Raw genomic sequence first — 23,924 nt, 5'->3', positions numbered from 1 at the left:
AGTTATACATCGCCCCTAAGTATCTCGAGAGGCGGTTTATTTAAAATACCCCGGCTATTCAGCAAGCCGATGGTAATAGTTAATAAAGTGATAGCTAAAAATATGCCACCCGCCGGCAAAACATCTGCCGAGAACGGAATATCGAAGCTAAACTTAGCCAGCAGCCAGCTCCCTGCAAAGGCAATGAGTGTACCGGTTAAGGCCGATAACGCGCCCAGAAACAAATATTCCAATGCGCTGATCACTAAAATCTGACGGCGGCTTGCACCCATGGTTCTTAATAAAACGCTCTCTTGTATCCGCTGATATTTACTGATCCGTACCGAAGCAATAAGCACCACAATACCGGTGATAATGCTAAAGCCACTCATAAATTTGATAATGTCGCCTAGTTTATCCAACAGTTCGTCGAGGATGCTTAATACCTGGCCGAGATCTATCAAAGATACATTGGGATACTGTTTCACTACCGCTTGCTGGTATTTGGCCGACACCTCTTTGGACGGTACATGCGTAAGCATGGCATAAAACTGCGGCGCATCTTCCAATACCCCGGCAGGAAACACCACCAGGAAGTTGGTCTGCATCTTGTTCCAATTTACCGTGCGGATGCTGGTTACCAGCGTTTTCACAGGCGAACCCTGTACGTTAAACTCAATATGGTCGCCAATTTTAAGGTGGTTGCGTTTGGCAAAGCGGTCTTCTATCGAAACCGGCACTTCAGCTCCGTCTTTAGCTTTCCCTTGCCACTCGCCATCGATAACCTTTTCGGTCGGCGTTAAGGTATCGCGATAAGTTACCCGGTATTCGTTGGCAAATACGTGAGGCGAGACTTGTATCGTGGTATCCTTTTTAACCTGCGCCGCGTTTTTGCCGTTGATGGTATTAATGCGCGTAGTAACCACCGGCACCTGCTGTATTACAGGTAAATGATATTGTGTGGTTAAACCTGCCAAGGGCTGTTTTTGTGTGGGCTGAATATCAAACAAAATCATGTTGGCTGTATTGGTTGTAGCCGAAACGCTCACCTGCCTTACCAACATACTCTGTATAAAAAACAGGGTACAAATAAACGCAGTACTTAAACCGATGGACACCATCAAGATAATCGTCTGATTATTCGGGCGATAGAGGTTAGCAAAACCCTGTCGCCATAAATAGCTCCATGAGTTGCTTATCAGCAGTTTGGCCAGCCACATCAGCAGTTTGGCTATTAAGGTTAAAATCAAAAAGGCGATGAATATACCTATGGTAAAAGCGATGCTCGCCGGCCAACTATCCAGTTGGAAATAGCTGAACACTACAATAAAGCCCACAATCAATACATATACCAACCAGCGTAGAGGATCGCGCAGCAGATTGACGCTTTCGTACGACATTCTGAGCGTATTTAAAGGCGATATATTACGGATAGCAATAAGCGGCAGCAATGCAAAAAGCACCGAGATAATTACACCTAACAATACGCCCTGCCCGATAGCCATCCACGATAGATCTGTAGTAACCGTAATCGGCAGAAAATCTTTAAAAACCAGCGGCAATAAATATTGGATCAAACTACCTAAGGCTGCACCAATGATAGACCCTATTAAACCTATACTGATGATCTGTATCAGGTAGATTAAAAAAGCCTGCGTTGACCGCACACCCAAACAACGCATGATGGCAATAGAAGCTATCTTTTCGCGAATGTAAATATGGATAGCACTGGCCACGCCAACGCAACCCAACAGTAGGGCAATAAAGCCAACCAACGACAAAAACTTAGTCAGATCGGCAAAGCTACGGCCCGTATTTTCTTTACGGGTATCTATGGTATCATAGTTCAGATTTGCCTTCTCCAGTTTAGGTTCCAGACCCTTAATCAGCTTGGTTACATTTACATCGTGGTCATATTTGTAGTAGTAATTGTAACTTATGCGGCTACCTTTTTGCATCAGCCCGGTTTCGGTAAGATATTGTAAAGGGATATAAACTATCGGCGCTATACCCGCCGAAATACCGGTTTGACCCGGCGCTTTGTTTAACGTACCAGCAATTAGAAAAGTAACGCTGCCTACCTTGATCGAATCACCCACCTGCGCATTAAACTGCAGCATCAGCGTTTGGTCTACCAAAGCTTTTTTACCATTCTTAAAATCAGTCCCGGCTGTAATTGGCGTGGTTTCCAAACTTCCATAATATGGAAATTCGCCTTGCAAAGCGCGTACCTGTACCAGCCTTGTTCCATTTCCTTTGGGGAAATAGATCATGGACGCAAAACTCCGCTCCTGCGATCTGCGGTCGCCAAGGGTATTAAGCGTCTGCAGCATCGAAGCATCCACCGGTTTGTTGGAGGTGATAGACAGGTCGGCGCCAATTAAGGTAGCAGCCTGGTTGTCTACATCCTTTTTAACGTTGTATCCAAACGAATAAATAGCCACGATAGCCGCGATACCAAATATAATGGCCGAAATAAACAGGAATAACCGCGACCGGTTTTTACGGCTGTCGCGCCAGGCCATTTCAAAGAGCCAGCCCAGTTTAAGCGGCGGTTTCTCCAATTGATACGGCTCAGGCATTGATGTTCGTTTTTTCGTCCGACACCAGTTTGCCGCCTTTAATCCTGATAATTCGCTGGGTTTTTGCCGCCAATTCCAGATCGTGTGTTACTACTACCAAAGTAGTTCCGGCTTCTTTATTGAGGTCGAAAATTAGTTTAATTACCTTCTCGCTGGTTTCGGCATCGAGGTTACCTGTCGGTTCATCGGCAAATAAAATTTTAGGCTGATTGCTAAATGCCCTCGCCAGCGATACCCGCTGCTGCTCGCCGCCCGAAAGCTGTGTTGGATAATGATGCCCGCGTTCGGCCAGGCCTACTTTATCCAGTAAGTCGAGCGCACGTGCGCGGATATTGCGTTCGCCCCGCAGCTCCAACGGTACCATCACATTCTCTAGTGCGGTAAGCGTAGGTAACAGTTGAAAGTTTTGAAATATAAAACCTACGTACTGGTTGCGTACCTGCGCACGTTTATCCTCGCTCATGTTACCCAGGTTGATGCCGTTAAGCTCAACCAAACCGGAGCTGGAGCGGTCTAAACCTGCACATAGCCCTAATAAGGTAGTTTTACCGCTGCCCGATGGGCCAACTATGGCATTGGTAGAACCCGTAGTTACCGAAAAATTAATATTATCGAGCACCGTTAATGTGCGGCCGGCGCTTTGGTATGTTTTGCTGAGGTCAGCAATATGAAGTATGTTTTCCACTCGTTATTCTGTGTTTTTACGTTTGATACAGCGTTATGCCAATTGTTACGCAGTTAATATACACAAAAGCACGGCGGAGAAGTTTGTGATGTTGTTGTGACAGAGAGGGGGAGTTTAATCAGATTGTCATTCAGAGCGCTAGCGAAGAATCTTCTGCGTAAATACATTGGCGTCGACGAAGCATGCTTTATGCTGGTGAAGAAGATCCTTCGCTAGCGCTCTGGATGACAAAAAACTTGGATGTTTATCTTAATTCTTTCCTAAATTATCAACCTTATCGTAATACTCATTCTGCAATTGCAAGGTTTTAGTGTCAGCTTTTACTTGCTTAAGGGCATCGGTAAAGCCGGCTACTTCATGGTCTACAATTAGTTTGCCTAACTCATGGGTAGCTTTTTCGCCTTGTCCGGCGTAGTGGTTAGGGTATGATGCATACCACCAAATCGGAGTGTACAGATTTGTTAACGGCAAGCGTTTTTGATCTGCACCAGACTGTTCGGTTCCTTTTTCTACATGGATCAAATCTGGACGAAGCTCTAACATAGTCGAGGTTTCGCGCTCGCCTGCGTGCAGATCTGTCGAAGGATCGGTTTTGCGCAGTTTAGCATATTGCTTCTGAAACTCCGGATCACTACCCGGCGTGTATAAAAACACCGCATAGTTATGGCGCTTGTTCAACAGGTTCTGCATAAAAAATTGCAGGAACTCCGGGTTGCCGCCGTGCCCGTTAATGATGATGATCTTTTTAAAACCATTACGACCGATCTCATCGCAGGTAGCTTCGAGCAATTGCATAATCAACACGCCGGGCAATGCAAAGGTGCCGGGCTGCTGCCGGGCTTCGTTTATCTGCCCGTAAAAATAGTCAGGGAATACAACAGCATATTCGTTCTTCACCACACGGGCTGCGATTTCGCGCACATGGATCAGGTCGTTACCCAAGGGTGAGTGCGGGCCGTGCTTTTCTAAGATCCCGATAGGCAATACACAGGTTTGAGATGATTTTTCGAGGGCTGCCGGCCAATCCACTGCGCTGAGTTCGTCCCAACGGGTTGGTAACTGCTGCGCAAAGGCGCTACTGCATAACAATACACTTAATGTAATTAAAAGGCTTTTCATAAATTGGTTAATTGAGGTTCCCTAAGTTAATAAAGCCATTTAACTTTGCTAATGGTAATCAAACATTTACAATGTATTTATATTATGCTTATTTAATATCTGCACCTGCAAACGTATATTAGCATTGACTTATGGAACGCCGAAAATTTCTTTCATCAACAGCCCTTTCGCTGGCTGCCTTAGCATTATCAGGTAATAAAAGCTTTGCTGCTTTTGCACAATCAGCTCCCTATCAGTTTAAACCACTGCGTAGAAACGTGGGCATGTTTGCCGAGCAGGGCGGCACTATTGCATGGCTATCTAACAAAGATGGTATTGTGGTGGTTGATGCCGAATTTCCGGCTCCGGCTAATGACCTGATTGCCGAGCTTAAAAAACAATCTGATAAGCCTTTTCAATATTTAATTAATACACATCATCACGGCGACCATACCTCGGGCAATATTTCTTTTAAAGGTTTAGCCAAACATGTAGTAGCGCAGGATAATTCGCTTAAAAATCAAAAAGCGACGGCACAAGAAGCCAAAACTGAAGATAAACAGCTTTACCCGGATATTACCTTTACCGATCGCTGGAAAACCAAAATTGGCGACGAGAAGATCAAAACCTATTACTGGGGAGCAGGCCATACCAATGGCGACAGTATGATCCACTTTGAGAATGCCAATATTGTACACACCGGCGACCTGGTTTTTAACCGTATGTTCCCTTATGTTGACCGTAAGTATGGTGCATCTGTAGTAAACTGGGCACAGGTTTTAGAGAAAGCACAAAAACAATTTGATAAAGACACTTTATTTGTATTTGGCCACGCGGCTGATCCTGAAAAAGTAACCGGCACTTTGGACGACCTAAAGGCCATGCAAAATTACATGGAAAAACTTGCGGCGTTTGTACAGGCCGGCATTAATGCAGGCAAAACCCGCGAAGATATTTTAGCCGCAACAGCTATACCCGGCGTAACCGACTGGCAAGGTCAAGGCATACAACGCAGCCTTACCGCGGCCTACGAAGAACTTACCCTCTAAGCAATTCAATCAGGCTGAAAATAACAAAAGGCCCCGATGATATCGGGGCCTTTTAACCAAATTAACCAACCTAATATTTTGAGGCTCGCCCCCGCTATATAGTTGTGTTTTTAATAAACCGGCCTCTCACCTCCGGGTTATTTTTTCAATTAATCAACCTTATAAACAAGTATCTCAACTCTCGTTTATTGTAGTTTCTTTTAAATAAGCCGGGCTCTCACCCCCGGCTTGTTTACCAAATTAACCAACCTCATAAACAGGGATCTCATCCCCTGCTTATTGTAGTACTTTTTAATAAGCCGGGAGCTCAACCCCGGCTTATTCTGTTAAAACCAATTAAACAACTTTTATTTTAATCTGTAAGTAATTCCTGCGTTGATAACGTAATCGGCAAAGGCTGCATCGCCATGAGCCGGGTTGCCGGTTAGTTCTGTTGTGATATGATCTGCAAAGCTTACGGTACGGTCGCGCACAACAGCAACCGGCACATATAAGTATATAGACAGGTTTTTAACCCTGTAGGTTACACCAGGCTCGGCCGAAATGATATAACCTGGTCTACGGAAACCTGCGCTTCCGCCAATAAGGTCGCGAGATGGCAAACACTCGTCGCGCACACCCGCTGTAAATACAAATTTTGACACGCCATAGCTCACACCACCTCTGATCAAAAATTGATCGGGTACACTCATTACATCGCTGGTATTAGCCACTGCACTTGCCGATGGTACGCCGCCACGAGCGCTCGATGTTCCGTTCTGCTCGCGTGGATTTATTAAGTAATAGAAGTTACCGTACAATCCGAAATTGTGGGTAAAGTTGTAGTAAGCGTTTAATTCTGTTGATATACCGGTACCGCCATCACCTAATTGGATCGACTGGTCAACCGGGCCTAAACGACGTGTTCCATTAGGTCCAACGTTGTAAAAGTAGTCTTGATAAGTATAGTTTCCGGTGGCAAATTTAATACCTAAACCTGCCTGTATGTTACCCTTGTGGGCTTTTTCCGGGTTTAATAACCATGCATAAGTTGTAAAGCGGATATCGCCCAAACCAAATGAACTGGTAGTGTGGCGCTCGGTACCGCCATGCTCATATAATGACGAACGGGTGTTGGCCAGGATCGGCACATCTACCGAAACAGACCAGCGTTGATTGAAGATCCTGGTTAGGGTAAGGTCTTGCGTGTAAGAGTGGTTTATCACGTTGGTACCTTGCTCTATACGTTGTTTTTGTTCGTCCTTCCCAATAAAGTGCCTGAAAGAACGGTAGTAACGGCTATTGCTGTTAAACAGCCAGGTACCGCCAGAAGTAGTAATGCTGTCGGGGTGCTCGTCCATAGAGCATAAACCGCCGGTGCTGCGAATAGCTACACAGCCTTGGGCTAAAACGTTATTAGAATATAATGCGCAAATAAATAAAGCAGAAACTGCCAGTACTCTTAAAGTAAATTTCATCTCAAATTGTAAAAATCGAACCGTTGTTAAATCGTAATAAAAAATTGGGAACAGAGACCGACAACCTGACTAGCACAGCATCTTCACAGAGATATATTGAATAATATCATCTGCAGATAAATAATATATAACCAGCACTAAAAATGATTAGCACAGCAATACATTAAACCGATAAAGCAAAAATGAAGGATCTGTAATGTTGATCTGGAAAAATGATTTACAAAGGCATATTAAGCCATGTAAAAGCATTAAATGATCAAAACCGGAAATTTATTAACAACGGAAGTCGGGAGGCTGTCCACGCGTTTCTACAAACGGATTAAGCAGGCATGAGTAAGTATTATTATACTCTTTTTTAATGAATACCGGGGTAGCGCTAAACTGGTAGTTTAACGCCTGGTAAACATACTGTAGGTCGATGGATTTTTTAACCAGATCATGCCCTTTCTTACTCATGGGCGTGTCGGTTATTTCTTTGGTTAAGATTACGTTGGCGTTAACCAAATGAGTTTTAACGGTATTTGGGATACATAGCATGGCCATTGTATCCGCACTCATTTTTAAGCGTACGTAATTGTAAAAAGTACCTTTTACTTGTACCTGACCTTCAATGTGCTCATATCGGTTCCAGGCATGCATACCGGGCAGGTGCACAGGTATTTTTATTTCGATAAGCTTCTTTTGGGTTTTGCTATCGTATATCTCTCTAACCATTTGAACATCAGACTGATGGATGAAATATTCGAATACAATAGAGTATCCTCCTGTTGTAAACAGGTGGATTCCTAAAAGCATTATGGCAATAAATCGTCTCAAAGGGAACTGATGGTTCTTGGTTTGTGGAAGTGAATGTATAATTATATTTCGACAAATAAAAATTATTTTATATTTACTATAACTAATTATAAGCTTCATGGATATTAGCACAATCAACTGGCTGGCCGTATTGGTGGCAGCATTAAGCGCGTTTATGGTAGGCGGCTTGTGGTACTCAACTGCCTTGTTTGGCAAAGTTTGGATGGCAGATTGTTGCCTCGACGAAGAAACCATTCGCCGCCGGGGAGATAAGGTTAAGATATTCGGCTTAACCGGCTTGTTTTCGTTGATTATGGCTGCTAACCTGGCCATGTTTCTAAACGATCCCAAAACAGACATCCAGTGGGGCACCACGGCGGGCTTGCTGGCCGGTGTATGGACGTTTAGTGCTATCGCTATCCATAGCCTGTTCGAGCTAAAATCCTGGCGTTACATTTTGGTTAACGGTGGTTACAGTGTGGTAACGCTTACTATTATGGGCGCTATTATAGGCGTTTGGCGATAACAAAAAAGAGGTGCAAGCATAAAGCCGGCACCTCTCCCCTTCCTATTATATATATTAATAAGATTTCTTAAGCCGATAAATTATCCAATTCGGCCATGTCTTGTTCTGTCAATTCAACAGATGCGGTTTTCATATTTTCTTCCAGGTGGTCTACGCTCGATGTACCTGGTATCAGCAAAATATTATCTGCATGGTGCAGCAGCCAGCTTAAAGCAACCTGGTGCAGCGTAGCATTATGCCTGTCGGCAACTTTCTGTACGGCATCTAAACTGCCGCCGCCGCTAAGCGGGAACCATGGAATAAAGGCAATATTTTGCTCCTTACAATAATCCAAAACATCTTCCCATTTGCGGTTATCAACGCTGTACATATTTTGTACTGATACCACATCGAAATAGGTTTGCGCTTTTTTAATATCATCTACACCTACTTCAGACAGGCCGATATGTTTGATCTTACCTTCTTTTTGCGCCTGCTGTAAAAACTCGAAGCTTTTTTCGGCAGGCACTTTAGGATCAATTCGGTGTAGTTGATATAAATCTATCTGATCCAGTTTCAGGCGTTTTAAACTACCTTCCAAGGCTTCTTTTAAATGCTCCGGACTCGAGTCTATCGGCCACTCATCCGGACCGGTACGCAGCAAACCGCCCTTGGTACCAATAACCAATCCTTCGGGATATGGATATAAGGCCTCGGCAATCAGTTCTTCCGACACGTAAGGACCATAGCTATCTGCCGTATCTATAAAGTTAACGCCCAATTCAACGGCGCGCTTTAAAACACGGATGGCTTCGTCTTTATCTGCCGGCGGCCCCCATATACCTTTGCCGGTAATACGCATAGCGCCATAACCAAGGCGGTTGATGGTTAAATCGCCGCCTATACTAAAGGTTTCTTCAAATTTCACGTTACTCATTGCTTTGATGTTTAAAGGTTAAAAAACACCCGAAGTAAGCTTTATGTTTAGCCAAAAAAGTAAAGCAATTGTAATATATATGTTAACGGCAGATTGCGGCCATTATATTACACTTCTGCTACTTTAAAGGGTTTAATATCGACGGTTTCCCATACCCCCTGCGTAACATAAGGATCGCTCTTTTTCCAGGCCTCCAATTCTTCCTCCGTTTCAAACTGAACGATCATGGTTGAGCCAATCATTTTACCTTCTTCGTTAAGCATAGCGCCGCCTATAATAAAGTTTCCTTTTTCCTTCATTTCGCGCACACCATCCAGGTGATGCGGGCGTACATTCGTACGGCGGTTAAACGCCTCTGTATCTGTAAAATCGTATGCGGTTACAAGGTATTGAGTCATGATTGTAAGTGTTAAATTGATGTTTATATTGCGTTTAAACAAGTATAACCAATGTTCGTTTGCTTTGTGGTTTAATAAAAATTTAAATCGAAACGGAATAACTGTATTTTTTACAGTATTTTTTACATATTTGTTTTCTTTGAGATAAACCAATTATGATCGACCAGTTACATCAACAGTTTAAAACGTTATTTAATAGCGATGCCCAGCATTCTTTTTTTTCCCCTGGCAGGGTAAACCTTATTGGCGAACATATTGATTATAACGGAGGCCTGGTAATGCCCTGCGCCATTACTTTTGGTACTTACTTGCTGGTTGCCCCCAATACGGAAGGTAAATTCAGGCTCAGAAGTGTAAATTTTGAAGAGCAACTGGATATCCCTTTGCAATCTTCTTATCAAAAAAAAGACAGCTTTTGGTTTAACTATCCTCTTGGTGTAATAACCCACTTTTTAAACGATGGCCACGAGTTACAAGGACTGGATATGCTGTATTACGGTGACATTCCAATCGGGTCTGGCCTTTCTTCGTCTGCTTCTATCGAGGTGGTTACTGCTTTTGCCCTCAACCAGCTATTTAGCGCGGGGTATAGCAAATTGGAACTGGTTAAACTATCCAAGTGGGTAGAGAATGTTTTTATTGGCTTAAACAGCGGGATTATGGACCAGTTTGCAGTTGCCTTCGGCGAAGCTGAAAAAGCCCTGATGCTAAATTGCGATACTTTAGAATATGAGGCAGTAGATTGCCATTTGGGCGATTATCTGCTGGCCATCATCAATACCAATAAACCGCGTAAACTGGCCGAATCTAAATACAACGAGCGTGTGCGAGAATGTCAGCAGGCATTAGCTGCCTTAAAAACAGAACTCGATATAGAACATCTGTGCGATATTGATGCTGCCACTTTTAAGCAGCACGAACATTTAATTACCGACCCTATCGTTAAAAAACGTGCAACCCATGTTATTGAAGAAAACGACCGCGTTAAACTTGCCGCCCGCGAACTTGCTGCCAATAATCTATTGGAATTTGGCAAGCTGATGTATGCCTCGCACGACTCGCTGAGTAAGCTTTATGAAGTAAGCGGTATTGAGTTAGACACTATCGCCGACTATGCCAAAACAAAGCCAGAAATTGTTGCAGGTGCCCGCATGACCGGTGCCGGATTTGGCGGTTGCGCTATCGCTTTGGTAAAAAAGGATGCTTTTGACGAATTCTCCAAAGGAATTACCGAATTTTACACGCAAAAAATTGGCTACGCCCCTTCCGTTTACAGTTCGTTGATCGGGATGGGTGTTGGCGTGTATAATGAGGCTAAGCATGCGTAAACTAAAACTGGACGAGCTAAACCGTCCATCTGTTTCTGAATTTAAAGCACAGGACAAACTACCTGTTGCAGTGGTAATGGATAATGTGCGCAGTATGCACAACGTGGGTTCGATATTTCGCACCAGCGATGGTTTCGCGGTAGAGCAGATTGTGTTATGCGGCATTACCGCCCAGCCCCCACATCGGGAAATTGAAAAAACCGCTCTTGGTGCTACCCAATCTATCGACTGGACTTATGAAACAGACACCCTAACCGCCGTTGAAAAACTGAGACAGGAAGGTTATGTAATAATAGCCGTAGAGCAGGCCGAGAACAGTATTATGCTCAACACCTTTGAACCCGAGCAGGATAAAAAGTATGCCCTTATTTTCGGAAATGAGGTAAATGGTGTGGCCGATGATGTAATGGCAACCATTGATCACTGTATCGAGATCCCCCAGTTTGGTACCAAGCATTCCTTTAACATAGTGGTTTCTGCAGGCATTGTACTTTGGGATTTTTTTGCGAAATTGAACCTGTAACGTACAGGTATTATGAACCCAATAGTTAAAAAACTGCTCATGAAGCCAGGCTCGCACTGGCTTATTGTTAACGCTCCCGAAGATTATATTGCTTATATAGACCCGCTGCCCGAGGGTGTGCAACTTAGTTTTGAAAGCAGCGGCAAGGTGGACGGCGTGCAACTGTTTGTTAAAAACAAAGCAGAATTGGGCGAGGTATTAAAGGCCGTTCAGTCTTCGTTAAAACACGATACTGTGATCTGGTTCACCTACCCTAAAAAGAACACCTCCATCCCTACCGATCTGGAAATGATGGGCAGTTGGGATGAAGCAGCTAAATATAACCTTCGTCCGGTGGCTTCTGCCGCTATCAACAACATCTGGACGGCCCTCCGTTTTAAACCCCAAGACCAGGTTAAGGTATCTGCCTCTCGTAACTCCGAAATTAAAACCAACGATTACTCGGCCTACATAGATGTAGATAAAAAACAAGTTACCCTACCACCCGATGCACTCGAAGCGTTGCAACAATCGCCCGGTGCATTGGCCATTTTTAACCAGTTAGCTTACTCGCACCGAAAAGAATATGTAGTGTGGGTACTCAGCGCCAAGCAAGAGAAAACGCGTGTTGCAAGGGTTGAGAAAATGGTAGAGATGTTGTTAAGTGGGAAGCGGAATCCGAGTGAGAAGTAGTCCTATATTAAATAATATCTTATCAATTCATGAATAAATACTCATTCAAAAGACTGTTTTGGTCTTATAACTTCTGTGCCATTCCATTATCCCTTTTATGCGGCATTTTATCATTTTTCAATATTAAAGCTATCTATTTTAACGGTGCGCCAGCCTATGGCGTCAAGGCATTGATAATTTCGATTTTGATCCCACCAATCTTCGGTGCCGTGTGGGCAATTTGTAATTGGATAGCGCTAACGTTCGGAGGCTTATTGTACGATAACTTTCTAAAGTTGACTAGCAAATCGGATAAGGATTAACTCCTCCATTTTAAATTCGCGTCATTCCGAAGTAAAGCCATTCCCGAGCTATGGGAATGCAATCCCCTACTTACAGAGTTGGTGTCGTGATTAACGAATGAGTAACTATTCCAGTCTTGTGATATATTGAATGTTATTCCGCTCATAGCCGCGGAGGCCTAGCTACTTTTGGCTTGATCCAAAAGTAGCCAAAAGATCAAGACAGAAAAAAGCTCCACCACGCATGCCAACCCTCGGCCCCGCTTTTCTGTCTGGGCCATCGCTCTTGGAAAGTCCAAAACTGACTGCAAGAACAGACCTAATGTCACCTCTTTTTTGTGGCCTCTTGATTTTCGGGTAGCACTATCCCTGCCCAAGCACCGACTTCCATAGAAAATAAAGCAGCCACGAGCTTTTTTTTGGTTACTTTTCTTTGGCGGTCAAAGAAAAGTGACATCCGCTAACGACAATAAATCACCCTGCCCCTACTAATGGAAAACAAATTATAATAGTGACCTGCAAATTCGGGGCTTCTAGTATCAGCGTGACAAAATTTTGTTTCGCCGGACGATGCAATTCACATTTGACAGAACCTTTGGATACTCGCTCTGTTATACTCCCATGGCAAACTTCATCGAACTACTAGACAAAAACGACCGCAACACATTAGTCAACGTAGACAATATAACTTCTATCGTGATCTATAAAGACCCGGAAGAAGAAGTACGCATCTATCTGATCGGCGACCAGGAATCATACATAACCGTGAAAGAATCTTATGAGGAATTGAAGCAAAAGCTTCAGGACTGGACAAAAATAAACCTGCGATAGCCGGGACCGACTACCGCAGGTAAACTACTGAAATTATAGAGTGATTGACTAAATCCGTTGTTAAAACGCTTGTTCGTAAAAGTTAACGGCTTCCTTGCTTTCTAAAAGCGTGTGGCCGGTTAAAAACTCGTCTACTTTGCGTGCGGCCTCACGGCCTTCTGATATTGCCCAAACCACAAGAGATTGTCCGCGGCGCATATCGCCACAGGCAAATACTTTGCTTACATTGGTTCGGTAAACGCCTTCTTTGGCTTTAACATTCTTGCGTTCGTCAAGCTCAACGCCTAACGCTTCCAGCATACCATCATATTGCGGGTTTACGAAACCCATTGCCAGGAATACACGCTGACAAGGTATCTCGCGCTCCGAACCTTCAACCTCCGCAAACTTGGTTGGGCGACCTAAAAAGTCGGTTTCCCAGGTTACATCGGTCACCTTCAAGGCACGTAAGTTGCCCTGATCGTCACCTAAAAACTGTTTGGTATTGATACCGAAATGTCTTTGAACACCTTCCTCGTGTGAGCTGGTGGTTTTTAAGACCATAGGGTAGCTTGGCCAAGGCATAGCGGCAGTACGCTCTTTTGGGGGCTGCGGCATAAACTCAAACTGAAGAATTGATCTTGCACCCTGGCGGTTTGAAGTGCCTACACAGTCGGAACCGGTATCGCCACCGCCTATAACCACTACGTCTTTATCTGTGGCTAAAATATCTTCGGCCTTAATTTCGGTGCTGCTTACGCGTTTGTTTTGCTGTTTCAGGAAATCCATTGCAAAGTAAGTACCCTTAAGCTCGCGGCCAGGGATAGGCAAATTACGTGGAATGGTTGAGCCACCTGCCAAAACAACTGCATCGTAACGGCGGGTTAACTCATCGGCGGCAATGTCTTTACCTACTTCTGTATTGCAGATAAATTCAACACCGTCGGCCTCCATTACCTGTATACGGCGATCGATAACCCATTTCTCTAGTTTAAAGTCGGGGATACCGTAGCGCAGCAAGCCTCCCGGTTTATCATCGCGTTCGTAAACGGTTACGGCGTGGCCAGCTTTGCTCAGTTGAGCAGCCGCCGCCAAGCCTGCAGGGCCAGAGCCTACCACAGCAACCGTTTTACCGGTTTTGATGATCGGCGCCATTGGCTTAACCAGGTTCTTTTCGTAAGCGATTTCGATAATGTGTTTCTCTATTTCCTCAATAGCAACAGGCGGCTTGTTAATGCCTAACACACATGCAGATTCGCACGGCGCAGGGCAAATACGGCCTGTAAACTCGGGGAAGTTGTTGGTTGAAGATAATATCTCGTACGCTTCAACCCAGTTTTTGCGGTAAACAGCATCGTTAAACTCCGGAATAATGTTACCAAGCGGGCAACCCGAATGGCAAAATGGTATACCGCAGTTCATGCAACGTGCCGATTGTTCGTTAAGCTTATCAGCAGTATACAGACCAACAAACTCGTTATAATTTTTAACCCTTGCTTCGGGCGCTATTTTACCAGGAAGTTCTCTGTTAAACTCCTGAAATCCGGTAGGCTTTCCCATATTATTTGCTGATAGCTTGTAATTCTGATTTTTGTAAAACTTTCTTGTACTCTTTCGGGAACACTTTAACAAACTTAAGTTTGGCTTCGCCCCAATTTGCCAGCAGCTTTTTGGCTACCTCACTTTGGGTTAAATGCACGTGTTTGTTAAGTAGTGTCAGAATCTGATCTTCGTCTTCTTTAGCTAAAGGATCCAGATCCACCATCTCTGCGTTGCAGTTTTCGGCGAAGGTTTTGTCCTCATCATAAATCCAGGCAATACCACCGCTCATACCTGCGGCAAAGTTGCGGCCTGTTTTACCCAAAATCAACGCGCGACCGCCGGTCATGTACTCGCAGCCGTGGTCGCCTGTACCTTCAACAACGGCCGTAGCGCCCGAGTTACGTACCGCGAAACGCTCGCCAGCCATACCGCGTGCAAACAACTCGCCCGAGGTAGCGCCATACATAGCTACGTTACCGATAATGATGTTATCTTCTGGCGTAAAGGTTGCGTTTGCAGCAGGATAAATAGCCAGCTGTGCACCAGATAAGCCTTTACCAACGTAGTCATTGGCTTCACCTTCCAGTTCGAAAGAAACACCTTTTGTTGCAAAAGCACCAAAGCTTTGTCCGGCAGAGCCTTTGAATTTAAAATTGATCGTATTATCAGGCAAGCCTGCAGAACCGTATTTCTTAGAGATTTCGTTTGATAACATGGTACCAATGGCACGGTCGATGTTCTTAACGTCGAACGTAGCGAATACTGGGGTTTTATCCTCTAAAGCATGCTGTGCAGCTTCTAACAGTTTCCAGTCGATGATCTCGGCCATACCGTGATCCTGGCTTTCGCTGTTGTAAAGTGTTAAACCTTTTTGGTTGGTTACCGGGTGTAAAATACCAGATAGATCTACCTTTTTGGCTTTCCAGCTTTGGATGTTATCTCTAACGCGCAAGAATTGTACACGGCCAACCATTTCCTGTATAGTACGGAAACCAAGCTCAGCCATAATTTCGCGCATATCTTCGGCAAGGAAACGGAACAGGTTTACAATGTGATCGGGCTGACCGCTGAACAGTTTACGTAACTCAGGATCTTGCGTAGCCACACCAACAGGGCATGTATTCAAGTGGCATTTACGCATCATGATACAACCGCCGGCAACAAGGGCTGCAGTAGCAACACCCCATTCTTCGGCACCCATTAAGGCTGCGATAACCAGGTCGCGACCGGTTTTCATCTGCCCATCCGCTTGTAACACTACGCGGCTGCGCAGTTTGTTGCGTACCAGCGTTTGGTGCGCCTCTGCCAAACCAAGTTCCCAAGGTAAACCAGCGTGTTTGATAGAGCTGATAGGCGATGCACCTGTACCACCATCGTAACCTGCAATCAGGATCACGTCGGCATGTGCTTTGGCAACACCGGCAGCAATAGTACCAACACCTGCTTTAGATACCAACTTAACGTTGATACGCGCAGCACGGTTGGCATTTTTAAGGTCGAAGATAAGCTGGGCTAAATCTTCGATGGAATAAATATCGTGGTGCGGAGGCGGAGAAATTAAGCCCACACCCGGTGTTGAGTGACGCGTTTTGGCAATCCAATCGTCAACCTTGTGGCCTGGCAGTTGACCGCCCTCACCTGGTTTTGCACCTTGCGCCATTTTAATTTGCAACTCATCGGCGTTAGTCAAGTAGTTTGACGTTACCCCGAAACGAGCAGAAGCGATTTGTTTAATAGCCGAACGCATCGAGTCGCCGTTAGGCATTTTCTCGTAACGCATTTCGTCCTCGCCGCCTTCGCCTGTATTGCTTTTGCCGCCAATGCGGTTCATGGCAATGGCCAGCGTACTGTGCGCTTCGTGCGAGATCGAGCCGAATGACATAGCACCTGTAGCAAAACGCTTCATGATGCTTTCTGCCGATTCAACTTCCTCAATCGAAATAGCCTCGCGGTGATGTGTAAAGTCTAACAAACCACGAATGGTGAAATGCTTTTCGGTTTGCTCGTTAACCAGTTTCGCGTAGTTTTTGTAAACAGCGAAGTCGTTAGTACGGGTTGCATGTTGCAGCAAGTGTACTGTTTGCGGGTTAAACAAGTGAGCCTCTCCCCTGCGTTTCCACTGGTAAATACCACCTTCCTGCAGCAAGCGGGTTTCGCCTTTAGAGTGGTTAAAGCCCATACGGTGTTTACCTAAAGCTTCGCGGGCAATTTCGTCAAGCCCTAAACCTTCTATACGGGTAACAGCACCGCAGAAATATTTGCTAACCACATCTTTATTTAAGCCCAGTATCTCAAATACCTGCGCCCCATGGTACGATTGCAGCGTAGAGATACCCATTTTAGAGAATATCTTCAACAATCCATCGCAAATAGATTTGATGTAGTTGTAGTATAATTTGTCTGTAGGCAAATCGGTTTCCATATCACCGGTTGCCTTCAAGTTTTCAATTGTTGATAATGCCAGGTAAGGGTTAATAGCACTTGCACCAAACGATAATAAAGCTGCAAAATGGTGTACTTCCCAGGCATCGCCAACCTCAACTACTAAACCTACCGAGCCACGGCTACCTTTTTTAATGAGGTGGTGGTGTACGGCAGATACGGCCAGTAATGATGGTATAGGCGCATGCTCAGAATCAACCGCACGATCCGAAAGGATCAGTACTTCAAAACCATCTTCCACTGCATCTTCGGCATAGCGGCAAAGCCTTGCAATACCTTTTTCTAAAGAGCCCGGCTGGCCATCGGCCTTAAAGTAAGTTTGCAGGGTTTTAGCGTGGAATAAACCGGTATCGATACTGCGTAGTTTCTCCAGCTCGTTATTATTTAAAATCGGATGCTTAAGCTTTACGCAATGGCAATGCATTTTATCCTCGTCGAGCAGGTTGCCATTGTTACCGATAAAGGTAGCAAGGCTCATTACCAAACGCTCGCGGATAGGGTCTATCGGCGGGTTGGTTACCTGGGCAAAGAACTGTTTGAAATAGCTCGACAGGTGCTGAGGTTTATCAGACAATATAGCCAAAGGCACGTCTGTACCCATAGAGCCAATAGGTTCTTTACCATCAATAGCCATTGGCTTGATGATCACCTCAATATCCTCACGGCTATAACCGAACACCTGTTGGTAACGGAAAATAGATTCGCCAGAAAGACTTGTAAACGCAACACGCGGTTCTGCAAGTTCTTCTAAACGGATCTGGTAGTTATCTAACCAACGGCCATAAGGTTGCTGCGAAGCTATCTGTTGTTTAATTTCTTCGTCTTTAATGATCTTACCTTGTACGGTATCGATCAATAACATTTTACCCGGTTGCAGGCGACCTTTGCTGATAACCGTGCTTTCGTCGATGGTTAATACACCGGCTTCAGACGCAGCGATAACGCGGTTATCATTAGTAACTACATAACGTAGCGGGCGCAGACCATTGCGATCTAACAAGGCACCAACTAAACGACCATCAGTAAATGAGATAGCAGCAGGGCCATCCCAAGGCTCCATTAGGGTAGCGTGGTATTCGTAAAATGCTTTTTTAATAGGGTCCATCTGCTCGTTGCCGTCCCATGCCTCGGGTACCAGCATCATCATTACATGTGGTAAAGAGCGGCCTGAGTGTAATAGCACCTCGATGATATTATCAAGGCAAGCAGAGTCAGATTGGTTATTGTCGATCACAGGCAATAACATCTCCATTTCTTCGCTGGTGAAGTAAGATGATGCCAGTGATTTAACACCTGCGTAGAACCAGTTCAGGTTACCGGTCAGCGTGTTGATCTCGCCGTTGTGGGCAATCAAACGGAACGGCTGAGCCAGTTTCCACGAAGGGAAAGTATTGGTAGAGAAACGGGAGTGGATCATGGCAAAGCCTGATGCCACACGTGGATCTGCCAGATCTGTAAAGTACTGGCGTAATTGGTATGTTGTTAACTGACCTTTATAAATAATGGTTTTGCTGGATAGCGAGGTAAAGTAAAAGTGCTCGCCAGCCTGCGGTACAGTTTCTAAAACTGTTTTGTTAATATATCTTCTTAATACAAACAACTTACGCTCAAAAGCTTCGGCTGTAGTAATACTGTGCGGTTTCGAAATAAACAGTTGTTCTGCATCAGGTTCGGCTTCGCGGGCAGTTTCGCCAATAACGGTATTATCAACCGGTACCTTGCGGTAACCTAACATGTGAAGACCTAATTTTTCGGCAGCACTGCTAATAATATTGCGGCAAGCCTTTTTAAGTACCGAATCTTTCGGAAAAAAGATCATCCCTACGCCGTAATCTCCGGGTTCGGGTAAGCTCATTTCCAGGTTCGAGCATTCTTCCATTAAAAACTCGTGCGGTAATTGAATCAATATACCTGCACCGTCACCACTATCGGGATCGCAACCGCAAGCACCGCGGTGTTCCATGTTTTCGAGAATAGTAAGGGCATCACGGACAATCTGATTAGACTTATGTCCGTTAATATTGGTTATAAAACCTGTACCGCAGGAGTCGTGTTCAAATTCGGGCCGGTACAAACCCTGCTGGGGGCAATCAGTTAAATCCATATCAAAAGAACCAAAATTGAAAAAGGTGTAACAACGAAATTACGTTTTTCGAAAAACAATTAAAAACATGCCCTAACTTTTAAAAAGGTTGCAACAAAAACTAGTTGGTAAGTAGAATTAATATTAATTTAACAACAATATACAGGTATAAATAAAAAATCCTCAATCAGGCAGACCTTCTTAGTACTAATTAAATGATTAATCTATTTTTGCAGCTTAATTGTAACGGGTATGTTAGAAAAAAATAAAGCAGTATTCTTAGACCGCGATGGTGTGTTGAACCAGGAGATGGGCGACTACGTTTGTAAGATAGAAGATTTCCATGTATTGGAGCACAACTTTGCTACGCTTAAAGAACTGCAAGACAGGGGCTATCTTTTAATTGTTGCTACCAATCAGGGCGGCCTGGCTAAAGGCTGGTACACTGAAGAACAATTGGCTGAGATGCATGCCCATATGAAAAAACTTTACGCCGAACATGGTGTTGAGTTTACAGATATATACTATTGCCCGCATCACCCTAACTTTACCGGCGATTGCGATTGCCGCAAACCTAAACCCGGTTTATTGTTAAGAGGTATTGAGCAATACAATATCGATCCATCTAAATCATACTTTATCGGCGACCGTGAGCGCGACGTAGAAGCAGGTACCGCCGCAGGTGTTAAAGGTATATTAATTAACAGCGACCAGCCCATCAGCGACGTTTTAGACCTGATTGACTAAGCTTTAATAAATAGCATGAAACTAAACAGCTATCTCAGAAATATCGATTCGGTTATTGCAGCTGCAATTGGTTATTATGCTATTTATCTTTTTACCAAATATAATGGCATCGGCATATCGCCCGATTCTATTATGTATACCAGCGCGGCACGCAGCCTGCACGAGCATGGTACGCTAACTACATTTAACGGCCATGCTATCGTCGATTTCCCGATATTTTACCCGGTTTTCTTAGGCCTCAGCTTCTTTATAAGCGGCATAGACCCCGTTGTGGCAGGGCCAGTTATAGATGGTTTACTCTTTGCCGGCGTGATACTGATAAGCGGCTTGCTGATGCAGCACTTTGCCGCTAAAAGCATTTTATATAAATGGCTCGTACTAGGCGCCATTATATTGAGCCCTGCCCTGTTGCAGATCTATACCTATTTATGGTCCGAAACGCTGTTTATATTTCTGGTATTTGCTTTTTTTATCACTTTCTCTCAGTATCTAAAAACACATACTTATATAACGCTGGTGGTTGCCGCGCTTGTGGCAGGCATTAGTTGCATAACACGTTATGCAGGTATAACCGTAATTGGTACCGGCTGTTTATTGTTATTGATTGAGAGCACTTTCCCCTATAAAGAAAGATGGAAGCGAATATTTGTGTTTGGTGCCATATCCTGCTCACTGTTGGTAGCCAACCTTATTCGTAATCGTTTAATGACGGGTACCGGCACCGGCCCGCGTGAGGCATCAATTACCGGATTTTGGCAAAACATGATTTACTTCGGCGGTACCATTGTAGATTGGGTTACCATACCAAGCGAGGCGGATTCTGTGGCATTGGCCGTGGGTATTATTACTATTGTGGCCTTAACGATAGCATTATGGTTTCATACCTTCCGCAAAAACCTGAACAACTACCTGGTTATTGCCATCACGTTTTCCTTAATATACGGGCTGTTTATTGTGCTGTCATCGACCTTTTCGAGGTACGAGCGCATTAACGACAGGCTTTTGGCACCGATGTATATCCCAATGATATGGGCACTTACCTGGTGGATAATCCACATGCCTAAACGCTGGGGGCCTAAAATTAAGATTCCTATATATGTCGTTTTCGGCTTGAGTGCTTTATTAATAGAATACCGTTTATACAAGATAGACTACCAACGCTTTGACGACCAATGCGATTACGGTAACCCCGGTTATACAGACGATACCTGGAAAGACTCCGAGATTACGAAATACATGCGTCAGCATCCCGAACTATTTAAAACCGACGCCCCTATTTATTCTGATGCGCCCGAAGCTATCTACTTCCATAGCGGGCATACAGGTATTAAATTGCTGCCGCACCGTTATTTCCCTAAAACGGTAGAGCAATTCATGGGGCAGAAACACTACTATCTGATTTGGTATAAAGACCTTGACAATCCCGAGCTGATTAACCTGCAATACATTCAGCAGCGAAAAAAATTAAAAAAGCTACAACAATTTGCCGATGGTGGCATTTATGAATACAACGGATCGGAAAATCCCCAAAATTGATAAACTACTGTTTTGATAGGATTTGATTTGGTATTTATAAATAACTGTATATATTTGCATCGCTCACCACAAGTTAGCTATAGAAATGAAGGTTTTCACATTACATCATTTGCACCTGCACCATCGCCACCATGTGGCGATCAAATAATGATGTTTCTACGTGAAATATTGAACCTCCGTTTATCTTATAGTATAATTAATTCCCAGCTTTGAAAACATTAAAAATAGCGATCCAAAAATCGGGTCGGCTCAACGAAAAGTCCGTTGAACTGCTTAAAAATTGTGGCTTGAATTTCGAGAACTACAAAAGTTCATTGATCTCGCCGGTGTCTAACTTCCCTCTGGAAATCCTTTTTCTTCGCGATGACGATATTCCCGAATACGTACAGGATGGCATTGCCGACTTAGGTATTGTTGGCGAAAACGTAATCCAGGAAACCGAAGTTAAGGTTAACTACCTGCAAAGATTAGGCTTTGGTAAATGCTCATTAAAAATTGCCATTAGCAATAACAGCGACATTACCGACCTGCAACATTTAAACGGCAAATCTATCGCCACTACCTACCCTGCTATTTTAGGTAAGTTTTTAAAAGAGAATAAGATCCAATCAGAGATCCGCAACATTTCTGGTTCGGTAGAAATTGCTCCGGGTTTGGGTTTGGCTGATGCTATTTGCGATTTAGTATCAACCGGTGGTACGCTGAAAAGCAACGGTTTAAAGCCATTTGCCGATGTAATGTCGTCTGAGGCGGTACTGATCGGTCGTAACGGTGATGAGGATAACATCCTGATCCAGGAGCTGATCCAACGTATCCAATCCGTATTGCGCGCTAAAGAAACTAAATACGTGGTGCTTAATATCCACCGCGATAATTTGCCTAAAATAATGGATTTACTGCCGGGCGTTAAAAGCCCTACTATAGTACCACTGGCCGAGGCCGATTGGGTGGCAGTGCATACGGTAATTCCCGAGCGCGATTTTTGGGCCCGCATTAGCAGCCTGAAACAAGCTGGCGCCGAAGGCATTGTGGTAATGCCGATAGAGAAAATAATTCTGTAAGCCCTGGTCTTTGGACCAGAATTTATAGGATTAATGAATTAACAGAATTTCACATTTTTAAAAGTCCCTCTCCTCCGGAGAGGGCTGGGTCCGAAGGACTCCTATGGAGGTGAGGCTATCATGTTAAGAACATACAATTATCAGGATCTGAACACCGAGGACCTGCAGCAACTGGTTCAACGCAATGTTGACCCGGCTAATGAGATCCGCACTATTGTGGAAGATATTATTAGCAACGTACGCGAGCATGGCGATAATGCCCTCTTAGATTACGCCCGCAAGTTTGATAAGGTGCAGCTGGAAAAGCTTTATTTAGATAAAGCCGAACTGGCCGAACTGGCGCAAGCCCTACAGCCCGAGCAAAAAGAAGCGCTTAAAACTGCGTATCAAAATATCTATAAGTTCCACCAATCGCAATTAAGTAACGAGGGCAAAATAGAAACCATGCCCGGCGTTACCTGCTGGCGCGAAGCAAGACCGATTGAGAAGGTTGGCCTGTACATCCCCGGTGGTACTGCCGTTTTACCGAGCACATTTTTAATGTTGGGTATCCCGGCACGTATTGCAGGTTGTAAGGAGATTGTGGTTTGCTCGCCACCACAAAAAAGCGGAAAGGTTAATGCCTTTATCGCGTATGTGGCCGAATTGTTAGACATTGACCGTATTTATTTTGCAGGTGGAGCACAAGCCATTGCAGCTATGGCATATGGTACCGAAAGCATCAGTAAGGTTGATAAGATCTTTGGCCCTGGCAACCAGTTTGTAACCAAGGCGAAAACCATTATCCAATCTACCACTACCACGGCCATTGATATGCCGGCCGGACCATCGGAGGTTTTGGTTATTGCCGATGAAACAGCCAACCCAATCTTTGTGGCTGCTGATTTATTAGCACAAGCCGAGCATGGTATAGATAGTCAGGCGGTATTAGCGACCACATCTGAGCAAATGGCCGAAGCTGTAATTGCCGAACTAAACAAGCAGCTGCCCGTGCTACCACGGGCCGAAATTGCCGAACAGGCCATTAAAAACTCGTATGCAGTAGTGGTAAGCAGCCTTAATCAGGCAATGCAATTCAGCAACTTATACGCGCCCGAGCACCTGATACTGGCAAGCGAGAACTGGGAACAAATTACCGGAGATATTATCAACGCGGGTTCTGTTTTCTTGGGCAATCTTACTCCCGAAAGCGTGGGCGATTATGCATCTGGCACTAACCATACCCTGCCAACAAGTGCTTACGCAAGGGCATATTCGGGCGTATCGGTTGATTCTTTTGTGAAGAAGATCACGTTTCAGCATATCAGTCCGCAGGGCATTACCAATATTGGCCCAACAGTAGAGATATTGGCAGAGCTGGAAGGTTTACATGCGCATAAGAATGCGGTTACGGTGAGATTAGCCAAGTAAAGAC

Annotated in this window: 19 protein-coding genes; 10 read left to right on the top strand and 9 right to left on the bottom strand. The window is 44.5% G+C overall.

Features of this window, described 5'->3' with window-relative positions; all coding sequences use genetic code 11:
- Positions 1–2 precede the first annotated feature (2 nt).
- From GSY63_RS11640 to GSY63_RS11630, 3 genes are all read right to left on the bottom strand, one after another.
- Positions 3–2,561 carry an ABC transporter permease gene (locus GSY63_RS11640; RefSeq protein ID WP_208094523.1) on the bottom strand — a complete coding sequence of 853 codons (2,559 nt, stop codon included), beginning with the start codon at positions 2,559–2,561 and terminating at the stop codon, positions 3–5.
- Positions 2,554–3,246: an ABC transporter ATP-binding protein gene (locus GSY63_RS11635; protein ID WP_166585974.1), complete on the bottom strand. Its 693-nt coding sequence runs from the start codon at positions 3,244–3,246 to the stop codon at positions 2,554–2,556. Before GSY63_RS11635 ends, GSY63_RS11640 begins: the two co-directional genes overlap by 8 nt.
- Before the next feature lie 249 nt (positions 3,247–3,495).
- The gene (locus tag GSY63_RS11630; RefSeq protein WP_166585973.1) at positions 3,496–4,365 is read right to left on the bottom strand and encodes a creatininase family protein; all 870 of its coding nucleotides are present in this window, start codon (positions 4,363–4,365) and stop codon (positions 3,496–3,498) included.
- Positions 4,366–4,496: 131 nt separating this feature from the next.
- On the opposite strand from GSY63_RS11630, the gene GSY63_RS11625 reads away from it, so the two are divergent.
- Positions 4,497–5,393 carry an MBL fold metallo-hydrolase gene (locus tag GSY63_RS11625; RefSeq protein WP_166585972.1) on the top strand — a complete coding sequence of 299 codons (897 nt, stop codon included), beginning with the start codon at positions 4,497–4,499 and terminating at the stop codon, positions 5,391–5,393.
- A 347-nt stretch (positions 5,394–5,740) separates the two neighbouring features.
- Here the strand turns inward: GSY63_RS11625 and GSY63_RS11620 are convergent, their stop codons facing one another.
- Positions 5,741–6,850, bottom strand: coding sequence for a hypothetical protein (locus GSY63_RS11620; RefSeq protein ID WP_166585971.1), 1,110 nt, complete (start codon positions 6,848–6,850; stop codon positions 5,741–5,743).
- A gap of 273 nt (positions 6,851–7,123) precedes the next feature.
- On the bottom strand, positions 7,124–7,645 hold the full coding sequence (locus GSY63_RS11615) for a hypothetical protein (RefSeq protein ID WP_166585970.1): 522 nt from the start codon (positions 7,643–7,645) through the stop codon (positions 7,124–7,126).
- Positions 7,646–7,763: 118 nt separating this feature from the next.
- Between GSY63_RS11615 and GSY63_RS11610 the strand changes: the two genes are divergently transcribed.
- The gene (locus GSY63_RS11610) at positions 7,764–8,171 is read left to right on the top strand and encodes a DUF1761 domain-containing protein (protein ID WP_166585969.1); all 408 of its coding nucleotides are present in this window, start codon (positions 7,764–7,766) and stop codon (positions 8,169–8,171) included.
- Positions 8,172–8,238: 67 nt separating this feature from the next.
- Here GSY63_RS11610 and GSY63_RS11605 read toward each other — a convergent pair whose 3' ends face one another.
- Together GSY63_RS11605 and GSY63_RS11600 are read right to left on the bottom strand one after the other, a co-directional pair.
- On the bottom strand, positions 8,239–9,087 hold the full coding sequence (locus GSY63_RS11605) for an aldo/keto reductase (protein WP_166585968.1): 849 nt from the start codon (positions 9,085–9,087) through the stop codon (positions 8,239–8,241).
- A 107-nt stretch (positions 9,088–9,194) separates the two neighbouring features.
- The gene (locus tag GSY63_RS11600) at positions 9,195–9,485 is read right to left on the bottom strand and encodes a YciI family protein (protein ID WP_166585967.1); all 291 of its coding nucleotides are present in this window, start codon (positions 9,483–9,485) and stop codon (positions 9,195–9,197) included.
- 155 nt (positions 9,486–9,640) lie between these two features.
- Between GSY63_RS11600 and GSY63_RS11595 the strand changes: the two genes are divergently transcribed.
- The 4 genes from GSY63_RS11595 to GSY63_RS11580 all read left to right on the top strand — a co-directional run bounded on the left by GSY63_RS11595 (position 9,641) and on the right by GSY63_RS11580 (position 13,120).
- Complete coding sequence (locus GSY63_RS11595; protein ID WP_166585966.1) at positions 9,641–10,813, top strand: galactokinase; 1,173 nt, start codon at positions 9,641–9,643, stop codon at positions 10,811–10,813.
- Positions 10,806–11,336, top strand: a complete 531-nt coding sequence (locus tag GSY63_RS11590; RefSeq protein ID WP_166585965.1) for an RNA methyltransferase — start codon at positions 10,806–10,808, stop codon at positions 11,334–11,336. The genes GSY63_RS11595 and GSY63_RS11590 overlap by 8 nt, the downstream gene beginning before the upstream one ends.
- 12 nt (positions 11,337–11,348) lie before the next feature.
- A complete protein-coding gene (locus GSY63_RS11585) occupies positions 11,349–12,008 on the top strand; it encodes a YdeI/OmpD-associated family protein (protein WP_166585964.1) in 660 nt (219 codons plus the stop codon).
- 902 nt (positions 12,009–12,910) lie between these two features.
- Positions 12,911–13,120: a hypothetical protein gene (locus tag GSY63_RS11580; protein ID WP_166585963.1), complete on the top strand. Its 210-nt coding sequence runs from the start codon at positions 12,911–12,913 to the stop codon at positions 13,118–13,120.
- Positions 13,121–13,180: 60 nt separating this feature from the next.
- Here the strand turns inward: GSY63_RS11580 and GSY63_RS11575 are convergent, their stop codons facing one another.
- Together GSY63_RS11575 and gltB are read right to left on the bottom strand one after the other, a co-directional pair.
- A complete protein-coding gene (locus GSY63_RS11575) occupies positions 13,181–14,659 on the bottom strand; it encodes a glutamate synthase subunit beta (RefSeq protein ID WP_166585962.1) in 1,479 nt (492 codons plus the stop codon).
- Between the two features lies 1 nt (position 14,660).
- Positions 14,661–19,187, bottom strand: a complete 4,527-nt coding sequence (gene gltB / locus GSY63_RS11570) for a glutamate synthase large subunit (protein WP_166585961.1) — start codon at positions 19,185–19,187, stop codon at positions 14,661–14,663.
- Positions 19,188–19,418: 231 nt separating this feature from the next.
- On the opposite strand from gltB, the gene GSY63_RS11565 reads away from it, so the two are divergent.
- From GSY63_RS11565 to hisD, 4 genes are all read left to right on the top strand, one after another.
- Positions 19,419–19,913: a D-glycero-alpha-D-manno-heptose-1,7-bisphosphate 7-phosphatase gene (locus GSY63_RS11565; protein ID WP_166585960.1), complete on the top strand. Its 495-nt coding sequence runs from the start codon at positions 19,419–19,421 to the stop codon at positions 19,911–19,913.
- Between the two features lie 15 nt (positions 19,914–19,928).
- Positions 19,929–21,449 carry a hypothetical protein gene (locus GSY63_RS11560; RefSeq protein WP_166585959.1) on the top strand — a complete coding sequence of 507 codons (1,521 nt, stop codon included), beginning with the start codon at positions 19,929–19,931 and terminating at the stop codon, positions 21,447–21,449.
- A gap of 209 nt (positions 21,450–21,658) precedes the next feature.
- Positions 21,659–22,510: an ATP phosphoribosyltransferase gene (gene hisG, locus GSY63_RS11555; protein WP_166585958.1), complete on the top strand. Its 852-nt coding sequence runs from the start codon at positions 21,659–21,661 to the stop codon at positions 22,508–22,510.
- Positions 22,511–22,630: 120 nt separating this feature from the next.
- A complete protein-coding gene (gene hisD / locus GSY63_RS11550; RefSeq protein ID WP_166585957.1) occupies positions 22,631–23,920 on the top strand; it encodes a histidinol dehydrogenase in 1,290 nt (429 codons plus the stop codon).
- Positions 23,921–23,924 lie beyond the last annotated feature (4 nt).

This window comes from Mucilaginibacter agri (assembly GCF_009928685.1).
GTDB classification, from domain to species: domain Bacteria; phylum Bacteroidota; class Bacteroidia; order Sphingobacteriales; family Sphingobacteriaceae; genus Mucilaginibacter; species Mucilaginibacter agri.
Note: the sequence above shows the minus strand (reverse complement) of the source record. Positions and strands in the feature narration are given on the sequence as shown.